Genomic DNA, 11599 nt, shown 5'->3' on the forward strand with positions numbered 1-11599 from the left:
GCGGAAGGAAGCCCCCGCGGAAGGAAGCCCCCGCGGAAGGAAGCCCCCGCGGAAGGAAGCCCCCGCGGAAGGAAGCCCCCGCGGAAGGAAGCCCCCGCGGAAGGAAGCCCCGGCCCCTCGCGGCCGGGGTTTCTCGTGCCCAGTGATTGAGCGGTCGCTCAAAACCGGATACCGTCATCTCCGAAGGGTTTGAGCGCTCGCTCAAAAGACCTCTCGAAGGACCAGGTGACGGGGGTACACCACCAATGGGTCTCTACATAGAGGCGCACATCCGAGCCGACCTCGACGAACTGTGGGCCCGCACCCAGGACCCGGCCCGGCACCAGCGCTGGGACCTGAGGTTCACCGAGATCGACCACCTGCCGCGTGCGGCGGGCGAGCCGCAGCGCTTCCGCTACGGCACCCGTGTGCTCCCGTTCCTGACGATCGCCGGCACCGGCGTCTCGGCCGGGGAGAAGGAGCGGCCCGACGGTACCCGCACCTCGGCCCTGCGCTTCACCTCCCCGCACCCGCTCTCGCTGCTCGCCGAGGGCAGCGGCTACTGGCGCTACATCCCGGTCGGCGACGGCGTCCGCTTCCTCACCGGCTACGACTACCGGCCCCGCTGGGGTGCCTTCGGGGCGCTCGCCGACCGGCTGGTGCTCCGCCCGCTCATGGGCTGGGCGACCGCCTGGTCCTTCGACCGGCTGCGGCTGTGGCTGGAACGCGGGATCACCCCGGAACGGGCCCGGTGGAACTGGCTGGCCGAACTGGCGGCCCGCGCGCTGACGATCGCCGGCTGCGCCGCGGGCCTGGGCCGGGGGCCGGTCCTCGGCGCCCTCTCGCCCGCCGTCGCCTTCCTGGTCCCGCTCCTCCTCGTGGTCGCTCTCTCGCTGGCCCTCCTCGCGGCCCCGCTCGCGACCACCCCCGCCGCCCGCCGCTGCCTGCGCGCCCCGTCGGCGAAGGTCACCGCCCCGCGGGTCCTGCGCACCGTGGAGGAGCAGTCGTGACGTCGATGTTCCGCACGGTCATGGGCCCGGACTTCGACCGGCTGCACCCCGAGCTCCGACGGCGCTTCTCGGTCGGCCTGGAGAGCGGCGAGGCCTGCACCGGCCACGGCGTGATGGAGCGCATCTGGCACGGGCCGGCATTCGTGAAGCCGTTCCTGGCGCTGGGCGCCACCCGCAACATCCTGGTCCCGAAGGCCGCCCGGAACGTCCCCTTCAAGATCGAGAATGTGCCCTACACGGACACCTACGGCCGTGAGACGGTGAGCTTCGTGCGCACCTTCGACCTGCCCGGCCGCTCCCGCCGCTTCGACGCCCAGATGGTGCTCAGCCCCAAGGGCGACCGCATCCTCGACTACCTCGGCACCCACCAGCACCTCGCCGGCGAGCTGCAGTTCCGTGCCGAGGCCGACGGCTCCCTGCTGATCCGCTCCGGCGAACACCGGTTCAGGGAGGGCCCGGTGGACGTCCGGGTCCCCGAACTCGTCGGTGCCACCGCCGAGGTGCGCGAGTCCTACGACGACCGCGCCGGCCGCTTCCGGGTCCGGGTGCGGGTCGTGAACCGGTACGTCGGGCCGCTCTTCGGCTACCAGGGCTCCTTCGAGGCGTCGTACACCGACATCCGCGGCTGCGGGGTGCGCCCCGGGCTGCGGCCGGTCCGTGAGGAGTCGCGCGCGTGAGCCCGGAGACCGCCAAGTCCCTGGAGACCAAGAACAAGCTGCTGGAGGGCGCGCTGCGGACGCTCACCGAGCAGGGGATCGCCAAGACCTCGGCCCGTACCGTGGCGGCGGCGGCCGGGGTCAACCAGGCGCTGGTCTTCTACCACTTCGGATCCGTGGACGAACTCCTCTCCGCCGCCTGCCGGTACGGCGCCGAACAGGCCGTCGCCCGCTTCCGCCCCCGCCTCGCCGCGGTCCGCTCGCTCTCAGAACTCCTCACCGTGGGCCGGCAGATCCACGAGGAGGCCCGCGCCGGCGGCCATGTCGCCCTGCTCGGCCAGCTGCTGGCCGGCGCCCAGACCCACGAGGCGCTCGGACCGGCCACGGCGGACGGGCTCGACCTGTGGATCGCCGAGATGGAGGAGGTGCTCGTCCGGGTCCTCGCGGCCACCCCGTTCGGCGAGTTCGCCGACCCGGCCGGGCTCGCCCGCGCGGTCGCCGCGTCCTTCGTCGGCATCGAGCTGTACGAGGGCGTCGACACGGCCGGCGCCCATGCGGCCCTGGACGCCCTGGAACAGCTCGGTGCGATGGTCGCCGCGCTGGAGGAGCTCGGCCCTGTGGCCCAGCGCGCGGTCCGGCACCATCTGCGGCGGGCCGGCCGTAACTAGGCGTGCCACTGGCAGCGGGGCGATGCGCCGTCTGTCGTGTGCGGCGTCGTTGTGGCTGGTCGCGCAGTTCCTCGCGCGCCTTCGGGGGCGCTGTTGGAGGGCGGTGGGTTTCGATGGAGCTGTTGGAGCGGGTCTGTCGTCTGCGGCGTCGTCGTGGCTGGTCGCGCAGTTCCCCGCGCCCCTTCGGGGGCGCTGTCGGAGGGCGGTGGGTTTCGACGGTGCTGTTGGAGCCCTGCTGCGGATCGTCGCGCAGAGCGCCCTGCTGGTCGGCTACGGCCTCGGCGGACTGCTCCTCGCCGTCCTCACCCCGCGGCACGCCCTGCTGATCACCGTCGGCACCTTCCTCGCCTCGGCCGCCCTGCTCCGGCTCGGCACCCGGCGGCGCCCCGCCCGCGCGCGGGCCCGGGAACGCGGCGGCACCCGGCAGCTGCTCGCCGACCGCCGCATCCGCCTGCTGCTGCTCCTCTTCTGGGTCCCGGCGATGTTCGCCGTCGTCCCCGAGGCGCTCGCCGCCCCCTACGCCGACGCGCTCGGCTCCGGGTCCCCGGGGCTCGGCCTGCTGATGTGCGCGCTGCCGGTCGGCACCGTCGCCGGGGAGCTGTACGCCGGCGCCCGGCTCGGCCCGGCCGCCCGGGAGCGGATCGCCCTGCCGCTGGTCTGCCTCTCCCTGCTGCCGTACCTCGGGTACGCCCTGCACCCGTCCCTCGCGCTCTCGCTGCTGCTCCTGCTGGCGGCGGGGGCCGGGTCGGCGTACACGCTGGGCCTTGACCAGTGGTTCGTGCGGGCCGTGCCCGAGGAACTGCGCGGCCGGGCCATGACCGTGCTCAGCGCCGGGCTGATGACCCTGCAGGGGGTCGGCATGACGCTGGCGGGGCTGGCGGCGGAGGCCGTGGGGGTACGGGCGGCCGTGGCGGGCGCCGGGGTGGTGGGGGTGGTGTGCTGCTGCGGCCTGGCGGTGGCGGACCGGCGCTCCCCGGCCCGCCCCACCGGAGGCGACCGAGCCGGAGGTGGCTGAGCCGGAGGTGACCGAAAGCCGAGACAGGGCTGACCGCTATATGACCGGCCGGTAGGGTCGGTGACGTGCCCAAGCCTCTCAGTCTCCCCTTCGACCCCATCGCCCGTGCCGACGACCTCTGGAAGCAGCGCTGGGGAAACGTCCCGTCGATGGCCGCGATCACGTCGATCATGCGGGCCCAGCAGATCCTGCTGGCCGAGGTCGACGCGGTGGTCAAGCCGTACGGGCTGACGTTCGCCCGCTACGAGGCGCTGGTGCTGCTCACCTTCTCCAAGGCCGGTGAGCTGCCGATGTCGAAGATCGGCGAGCGGCTGATGGTGCACCCGACCTCGGTGACGAACACGGTCGACCGGCTGGTGAAGTCCGGTCTGGTCGACAAGCGGCCCAACCCCAACGACGGGCGCGGCACGCTCGCCACGATCACCGAGAAGGGCCGCCAGGTCGTCGAGGCGGCCACCCGTGACCTGATGGCGATGGACTTCGGGCTAGGGGTGTACGACGCCGAGGAGTGCGGGGAGATCTTCGCGATGCTGCGGCCGCTGCGGGTCGCCGCGAACGACTTCGAAGAGGACTGAACGCACCTCGCGCACAGGAGTGACCCGGGGCAAGATCTCCCGGAACGGGTGGTTACGCTCGTCCCCATGAAAAAGAGCGTGCTGACCCGCTACCGCGTCCTGGCCTACGTCACCGGTGTGCTGCTGGTGCTGCTGTGCCTGAGCATGATCGCCAAGTACGGGCTGGACATCGACGGTGCGGCCGACGTCACACGGGTCGTCGCCATCGCGCACGGCTGGCTCTACGTCGTCTACCTGGTCTTCGCCTTCGACCTGGGCTCCAAGGCGAAGTGGCCGGTCGGCAAGCAGCTGTGGGTGCTGCTCGCGGGCACCATCCCGACCGCCGCCTTCTTCGTGGAGCGCAGGGTCACCCGCGAGCTGGACGCCAAGGTCACCGAGGGTTCTCCGGTGGCCGCGAAGGTCCAGGCCTAGGCCACAGGCCCCCGGGCCGTACCGCCGTACGGACACCCGTGCGGCGGTTCCCCCATCGACTTTACTAGGACGTCCTAGTAAATTCGAACCATGGACGCTGACGCCATCGAGGAGGGCCGCCGACGCTGGCAGGCCCGTTACGACGCGGCCCGCAAGCGGGACGCCGACTTCACCACGCTCTCCGGGGACCCCGTGGAGCCGGTGTACGGGCCCCGGCCAGGGGACACGTACGAGGGATTCGACCGGATCGGCTGGCCGGGGGAGTACCCCTTCACACGCGGCCTGTATCCGACCGGCTACCGCGGGCGGACCTGGACCATCCGCCAGTTCGCCGGGTTCGGCAACGCCGAGCAGACCAACGAGCGCTACAAGATGATCCTCGCCAACGGCGGCGGCGGTCTCTCCGTGGCCTTCGACATGCCGACCCTCATGGGCCGGGACTCCGACGACGCGCGCTCGCTCGGCGAGGTCGGGCACTGCGGGGTCGCCATCGACTCCGCCGCCGACATGGAGATCCTCTTCAAGGACATCCCCCTCGGCGACGTCACGACCTCCATGACGATCAGCGGGCCCGCCGTGCCCGTCTTCTGCATGTACCTCGTCGCCGCCGAACGGCAGGGCGTCGACCCGTCGGTCCTCAACGGAACGCTCCAGACCGACATCTTCAAGGAGTACATCGCCCAGAAGGAGTGGCTGTTCCAGCCCGAACCCCATCTGCGGCTGATCGGCGACCTGATGGAGTACTGCGCCGCCGGCATCCCCGCGTACAAGCCGCTCTCCGTCTCCGGCTACCACATCCGCGAGGCGGGCGCGACGGCCGCGCAGGAGCTCGCCTACACGCTCGCGGACGGCTTCGGGTACGTCGAACTGGGGCTCTCCCGCGGCCTCGACGTGGACGTCTTCGCCCCCGGCCTCTCCTTCTTCTTCGACGCGCACGTCGACTTCTTCGAGGAGATCGCCAAGTTCCGTGCCGCGCGCCGGATCTGGGCGCGGTGGATGCGGGACGTGTACGGCTCCCGGTCGGACAAGGCGCAGTGGCTGCGCTTCCACACCCAGACCGCCGGGGTCTCGCTGACCGCGCAGCAGCCCTACAACAACGTGGTGCGGACGGCCGTGGAGGCGCTGGCGGCGGTGCTCGGCGGCACCAACTCGCTGCACACCAACGCCCTGGACGAGACCCTCGCCCTGCCGAGCGAGCAGGCCGCCGAGATCGCGCTGCGCACCCAGCAGGTGCTCATGGAGGAGACCGGGGTCGCCAACGTGGCGGACCCGCTGGGCGGTTCCTGGTACATCGAGCAGCTCACCGACCGGATCGAGGCCGACGCCGAGAAGATCTTCGACCAGATCAAGGAGCGGGGGCTGCGCGCCCACCCGGACGGGCGGCACCCGATCGGCCCCATCACGTCGGGCATCCTGCGCGGGATCGAGGACGGCTGGTTCACTGGCGAGATCGCCGAGTCCGCCTTCCAGTACCAGCAGGCACTGGAGAAGGGCGACAAGCGGGTCGTGGGCGTCAACGTCCACACCGGGTCCGTCACGGGGGACCTGGAGATCCTGCGGGTCTCGCACGAGGTCGAGCGGGAGCAGGTGCGGGTGCTCGGCGCACGGCGGGCCGCCCGGGACGAGGGCGCGGTGCGCGCTGCCCTGGACGCGATGCTGGCCGCTGCGCGGGGCGGGGCCAACATGATCGAGCCGATGCTGGACGCCGTACGCGCCGAGGCGACCCTGGGCGAGATCTGCGGGGTGCTGCGGGACGAGTGGGGGGTGTACACGGAGCCGGCGGGGTTCTAGCCGCGTACCGCCGGGTACCAGGGGGCTCCGCCCCCTGGACCCCCGGGACCTATGCCCACCCACCCGACTCGGTCGGCCCCGAAGTGGGCGCCCCGGGCGGCTCGGCGGCGAGGCCCAGGAGCAGGACGCGGGTGAAGTCGCGCACCCACTCCTCGTCCGCCGGCTTGCCGCTCACCAGGGTGCGGTGGACCACCGCACCCGCCACCATGTCGAAGATCAGGTCCACCGTGCGGGCCGCCTCCTCCGGGTTCGGCTCGGAGGGGAGTTCGCCCCGGCACTGCGCACGGGCCCGGCCCTCCAGGACCAGCCGCTTCTGGCGGTCCACGATGGAGGCGCGGATACGTTCCCGCAGTGCGTCGTCGCGAGTCGACTCGGCGACGGCCGCCATCAGGCCGCTGCGGGCCTCCGGGCGGTCCAGGATCGCCGCGAACTGGAGCACGACGCCCTCGATGTCGCTCGCCAGGCTGCCGCGGTCGGGGAGTTCGAGTTCGTCGAAGAGTTCCGCCACCGCGTCGACGACGAGCTCGTTCTTGCCCGCCCAGCGGCGGTAGAGAGTCGTTTTTGCAACCCCGGCCCGCGTGGCCACGTCTCCCAGGGTGAGCTTGGACCAGCCCAGTTCGACCAGTGCCTGCCGCGTCGCCTCCAGGATCGCGGCGTCCGCGGCGGCGCTGCGCGGGCGGCCGGTACGTCCGGCGGGGGTGCGGCTCTGCATCCCACGACCATAACCGGGGTTTCCCGTGATGCCGTGAGGGAGATCACCGGAAAGTGGTGTCGCGCGGGTCCCGGATGGCATTACGCTACGGGTCGTAGCGAAAGCTCGTGGCTGACCGCACGGGCGACGACCATGGCGTGGGGTGGGGACCCGGCGCCGCTGAAGCACACAGGTTCGGCCCGGCTTTCACAACGCTTTTCACACACGCGCGGGAACGGGGGAGGATAGACGCATGCAGCCACGGAACATGTCCATGAGCGGCGTCGTCGACCTCGCCGCGGTCAAGGCGGCCCAGGAGGCCAAGGCCAAGGCCGAGCAGGCGCGCGCCGAAGCGGCCCGGCACGGTGGTGCCGGTGCCGTCTCCCCGGCCGATCTGGTCATCGACGTCGACGAAGCCGGCTTCGAGCGCGATGTCCTGCAACGGTCCGCCGAAGTCCCTGTCGTCATCGACTTCTGGGCCGAGTGGTGTCAGCCCTGCAAGCAGCTGAGCCCGGTCCTGGAGCGCCTCGCCGTCGAGTACAACGGCCGCTTCCTGCTGGCGAAGATCGACGTCGACGCCAACCAGATGCTGATGCAGCAGTTCGGGGTCCAGGGGATCCCGGCGGTGTTCGCCGTCGTCGCCGGGCAGGCGCTGCCCCTCTTCCAGGGCGCGGCCGGCGAGGAGCAGATCCGCGGGACGCTGGACCAGCTGGTGCAGGTCGCCGAGGAGCGGTTCGGGCTGACCGGCCTCGTCGTCGACCCCGACGCGGAGCCGGGCACCCAGGCAGGGCCCGCCGCGGCTCCCGCGGGCCCGTACGACGCCCTCCTGGAGGCGGCCGTCCAGGCGCTGGACGCGGGTGACTTCGGCGGTGCGGTCCAGGCGTACAAGAACGTGCTGAGCGACGACCCGGCCAACAGCGAGGCCAAGCTGGGGCTGGCGCAGGCCGAGTTGCTCCAGCGGGTGCAGGGGATGGACCCGCAGCAGGTACGCAGGGACGCGGCCGAGAAGCCGGCCGACGCCGGGGCGCAGATCGCGGCCGCCGACCTGGATCTGGTGGGCGGGCACGTCGAGGACGCCTTCGGGCGGCTGATCGAGACCGTGCAGCGGACGGCCGGCGACGACCGGGATGCCGTACGGCGGCGGCTTCTTGAGCTCTTCGAGGTCGTGGGCACCGACGACCCGCGGGTTGTGGGAGCGCGCAGGGCGTTGGCGCGCGCGCTCTTCTAGACAACGATCTGGACACGGGGCTGACCAGTCGCTAAACGTCACGTCCTGTGATGCCCGAGTGAAAGATTTGCCGAGGCGAGGCCGCAGCGGCCGCTCTTTACCAAATCTTGGTAATGGCGGCCGCTGTTACTTGGAGTAAATCAGGGCTGTTGTTCTGTCTGGTTTCGTCCATCGATCAACTGTTTTGCTCTGCCCCTCGATGCCACCCAGAGTCGCTCTCCGAGACCAGTGGGTCGTCCTTCGGTTATCCGGCCGTTACTACCGAGTAACGAAGCCCCTTGTGCGGGCGGCGAGAATGCACCACGATCGGCGACGCTCGGTCCATTCCCGTACCCCGACAGCCAATCGGGCCGCGGGTTCATCTGGGTCCCCACCGAGCAGAGTCGGCGGCAGTGACGCCGGCTCTTGGGCAGGGGGGTCTTCGCCTCACCGCGAAGCCTGTCCAGCAAGGTTGTGCGTGATGCGTGTCAGGCGCGACCAGTGGTTGTCGCTCGGGGGTGATCGCCGGTGATCGAGGTGCGTTCGTGCCTCCGAGTACGGGCGCTCCCCTTCCGAGGACGTAGCACTTCTCCCATCCCTGCCCGGCTGAGCCGCCGTTGGGGGCGATACCGGGCCAGGAGATGTACGTCCGAGAAGGAGGAAAAATGGAGTCCCAGGTGCGTGGCGGGACCAGATGGAAGCGGTTCGCTGTGGTCATGGTGCCCAGCGTCGCCGCCACGGCGTGTATAGGTGTCGCCCTCGCGCAGGGCGCTCTCGCCGCGTCGTTCAGTGTGTCGGGCCAGCAGTTCAAGGTCACGGCCGACCAGCTCGAGGGCGACGGCTTCGTTCAGTACGGCGCCGTGGACTCGGGTGTCACCCTCGCCGGTGACAAGACGATCCACCCGGTGGCGGTGTCGGCGTTCAACAGCGCGACCATCACCAACCTGTGCCAGTCCGTGGTCACGCCGAACGTCCCGATCTTCGGGAACGTCAGCCTGATCCTGCACGCGGGCGCCGACGCGAAGAAGCCGGTCGAGGCTACCAAGCTGTACATCGACCTCGACGACCTGAGCGCCGACGCGACGTTCACCAACATCAACATCGGTGTCGCGGCCGGCAGCTCGACCAAGGGTCCGGGCATCAAGAACGACGAGGCCAAGGCCGGTCTGACGAACCCGAACGGGTTCGCGCAGGAGGCGGACCACGCCTCGCTGTCCGGCGTGAAGCAGACGGCGTGGGCCACCACTGCCGGAACCTTCAAGCTGAGCGGTCTGCACATGTCGATCTCGACGAAGGGAGCGGAGTGCTACTAAGCACTCCGTGACGGGCGGGGGCGCCGACGGCACCCCCGCCCTCCCCCTTCATCCCACGGTCTTCACACGCGGTACAAGGAACCACCACCGCACCACACAGCATCACCACCACAGCAACGCCGCACCAGGGAGCTGTTTTCCATGAGCGCCGAGACTCCTGCCGCACCCGGCCAGTTCACCCGCCGGAGGCTGCAGTTCCGCTCCTGGCGGGGCACGCGGCCGTTCTGGGCCGGTCTGTACATCCTGCTCGCCGGTTTCCCGATCATGTACTTCCCGTACGCGCATCTCCAGATCGGCAACCTCACGGTGGCGATGGCGACCACCGCGGGCGCCGGGTCCCTGATCATCGGCGTGTTGCTCGTCGTCCTGGGCATCAGCCTCTGGTTCCAGAAGCACATCCGCACGTTCGCGGGAATCGCCGCGATCCTGCTGGCGCTGGTGTCCCTCCCCGTGTCCAACTTCGGCGGCTTCGTCATGGGCTTCCTGCTCGCCCTCGTGGGCGGAGCGATGGCCGTGGCCTGGTCTCCGGGCGCGCCCCCGAAGCCGCAGCCGGAGGGCGAGATCCCGCCGGCCGGGGACGGCGCCCCGGAGGAGGCCGCCTACTACCCGGGGCCGGACGGCGCGAGCGATGGGGGTACCTCCCAGGGCCTTGCGCCGCTGGGGGAGAACGACCTGTCAGGAACGAGCCCGGTGAACGGGGCGAACGGGAGGCACAGTGCCGGCTGACGAGGTGACCCACGGGACTGATGTGGACGAGTCCCGTGTGAGAACCGGGCCGCGGCATGCGGCGCCCAGGAAGCCGCTGTTCACCAGGTTCCACATGCCGGCGGGCAAGGCGATCGCCTCCGTGGCGATGCCGACGGCCGTACTCATGGGCTTCGGGTTCACGTCCTCGCTCGCGATCGCCGACACCAACAGCACGTCGTCGGCGTCCTCGAAGAGCCTGGCCGAGGACTACAAGGACTGCGTCTCCGCCCTGGACTCGGCGTCGCCCTCCGCGTCGGCGAGCGACAAGGCCACGGACTCGGCCTCGCCGTCGGCGACCGCGTCGGACGGTGCCAAGGACTCGACGTCGTCGTCGGACAAGTCGTCCTCGTCGGATTCAGGTTCCGACGACGCGGCCACGCCGACGCCGTCCGCGTCCAAGTCGTCGTCCTCGTCCTCGTCCGGTTCGGGCTCGTCGGGGTCCTCCGGTTCGTCGGACACGGGCAGCACGGCGACGCCGTCGCCGTCGGCCTCCGCGAGCAGCAGCAGCGGTGGCGGCCTGCTGGGCTCGATCGGGGACGCGATCGGCAGCATCCTGAGCGGCGGCAGCACGACGGGCTCGTCCTCGTCGGACTCCACCGCGAGCGCCACCCCCTCGCCGTCGGCGTCCGCGTCCTCGGACTCGTCGTCGTCCTCCTCGTCGTCCTCGTCGAGCAAGGACAGCGGCTCCGACACCGTGTCCAAGACCGTCAAGAAGGTCACGGACACCGTGAAGGACACCACCGACACGGCGACCAAGGCGGCCGGCGAGGTCACCAAGGACGCCACCCAGGCGGCCGGGGACGCCACGTCCAGCGCCTCGCCGAGCCCGTCCGCGAGCTCCAGCCCGTCCGCCGACAACTGCAAGGCCGCCACCGACGACGTGAGCGGTGTCGACAACAAGGTCGCGGTCGCGGACGACCCCTGGTACCTGAGCGCCAGCTCGCTGACGCTGAAGAGCGCCGACTACCAGGGCATCGTCGAGGTGAAGACGGCCAGCGGCAAGACGAAGAAGGTGCTGAAGTACGTCATCTCGGGCGGCACCGACATCGGTGACCTGCACCAGACGGTCAAGGACACGACCATCGACAAGACCTACCATGTGCAGGCCGCGTCCGGTTCCACGTCCAAGATCACCGGCGGCGCCACGACGATGTACACGGAGTCCATCTCCGGCAACCTCTTCGGCCTGATCCCGATCACGTTCGACGTGGACAACCCGCCGCCGCTGAACATCCCGCTGATCTACTTCACCAACGTGAAGGTCGTCCAGGCGGCGCAGTTCGGCGGCACCCTGCACGTGCCCGGGATGCACGTCTACACGACCGACGGAACCAGCTGAGCGCCACCACGGACCCGTCCGGGAGCCGCAAGAGGGCTGTGCCCCGCCGAGTACCGACTCGGGGGGGGACAGGCGTGTCCGGTGCCCCGCCGGAGGTCCCCCGGGCAGAGGAGGGGAAAAAAGGAGCGACCTCTACCTTGAACCCCACGCCGAAGAAATCTCCTTGTTCCCGGGCACGTGGGCGGGGCAACCCCAAC

At 70.7% G+C, this 11599-nt stretch carries 11 protein-coding genes and 1 pseudogene; 11 read left to right on the plus strand and 1 reads right to left on the minus strand.

Features of this window, described 5'->3' with window-relative positions; genetic code table 11:
• The first annotated feature begins 245 nt into the window (after window positions 1-245).
• From ACZ63F_RS40485 to ACZ63F_RS40515, 7 genes and pseudogenes are all read left to right on the plus strand, one after another.
• On the plus strand, window positions 246-989 hold the full coding sequence (locus ACZ63F_RS40485; RefSeq protein WP_469718814.1) for a hypothetical protein: 744 nt from the start codon (window positions 246-248) through the stop codon (window positions 987-989).
• Window positions 986-1666 carry a DUF4166 domain-containing protein gene (locus tag ACZ63F_RS40490; RefSeq protein ID WP_469718816.1) on the plus strand — a complete coding sequence of 227 codons (681 nt, stop codon included), beginning with the start codon at window positions 986-988 and terminating at the stop codon, window positions 1664-1666. Before ACZ63F_RS40485 ends, ACZ63F_RS40490 begins: the two co-directional genes overlap by 4 nt.
• Window positions 1663-2313, plus strand: a complete 651-nt coding sequence (locus ACZ63F_RS40495; protein ID WP_469718818.1) for a TetR/AcrR family transcriptional regulator — start codon at window positions 1663-1665, stop codon at window positions 2311-2313. The genes ACZ63F_RS40490 and ACZ63F_RS40495 overlap by 4 nt, the downstream gene beginning before the upstream one ends.
• A 229-nt stretch (window positions 2314-2542) precedes the next feature.
• Window positions 2543-3328, plus strand: a pseudogene (locus ACZ63F_RS40500) (MFS transporter); the annotation flags it as partial.
• 65 nt (window positions 3329-3393) lie between these two features.
• Window positions 3394-3903, plus strand: coding sequence for a MarR family winged helix-turn-helix transcriptional regulator (locus ACZ63F_RS40505; RefSeq protein ID WP_469718820.1), 510 nt, complete (start codon window positions 3394-3396; stop codon window positions 3901-3903).
• A gap of 66 nt (window positions 3904-3969) precedes the next feature.
• A complete protein-coding gene (locus ACZ63F_RS40510) occupies window positions 3970-4314 on the plus strand; it encodes a DUF3817 domain-containing protein (protein WP_403444387.1) in 345 nt (114 codons plus the stop codon).
• Window positions 4315-4404: 90 nt separating this feature from the next.
• Window positions 4405-6105 (plus strand): acyl-CoA mutase large subunit family protein, encoded by a 1701-nt coding sequence (locus ACZ63F_RS40515; RefSeq protein WP_469718821.1) that lies wholly within the window; start codon window positions 4405-4407, stop codon window positions 6103-6105.
• Between the two features lie 49 nt (window positions 6106-6154).
• Here the strand turns inward: ACZ63F_RS40515 and ACZ63F_RS40520 are convergent, their stop codons facing one another.
• On the minus strand, window positions 6155-6817 hold the full coding sequence (locus ACZ63F_RS40520) for a TetR/AcrR family transcriptional regulator (protein ID WP_469718822.1): 663 nt from the start codon (window positions 6815-6817) through the stop codon (window positions 6155-6157).
• 232 nt (window positions 6818-7049) lie between these two features.
• Here ACZ63F_RS40520 and ACZ63F_RS40525 point away from each other — a divergent pair, with 232 nt between their 5' ends.
• From ACZ63F_RS40525 to ACZ63F_RS40540, 4 genes are all read left to right on the plus strand, one after another.
• The gene (locus ACZ63F_RS40525; RefSeq protein ID WP_352364977.1) at window positions 7050-8024 is read left to right on the plus strand and encodes a tetratricopeptide repeat protein; all 975 of its coding nucleotides are present in this window, start codon (window positions 7050-7052) and stop codon (window positions 8022-8024) included.
• A 644-nt stretch (window positions 8025-8668) separates the two neighbouring features.
• Window positions 8669-9316 carry a DUF6230 family protein gene (locus ACZ63F_RS40530; protein WP_469718824.1) on the plus strand — a complete coding sequence of 216 codons (648 nt, stop codon included), beginning with the start codon at window positions 8669-8671 and terminating at the stop codon, window positions 9314-9316.
• Between the two features lie 141 nt (window positions 9317-9457).
• Window positions 9458-10042, plus strand: a complete 585-nt coding sequence (locus ACZ63F_RS40535; RefSeq protein WP_469718825.1) for a DUF6114 domain-containing protein — start codon at window positions 9458-9460, stop codon at window positions 10040-10042.
• Window positions 10032-11402, plus strand: coding sequence for a hypothetical protein (locus ACZ63F_RS40540; protein WP_469718826.1), 1371 nt, complete (start codon window positions 10032-10034; stop codon window positions 11400-11402). Before ACZ63F_RS40535 ends, ACZ63F_RS40540 begins: the two co-directional genes overlap by 11 nt.
• Window positions 11403-11599 lie beyond the last annotated feature (197 nt).

It is taken from the genome of Streptomyces sp. NPDC104761, from assembly GCF_055583445.1.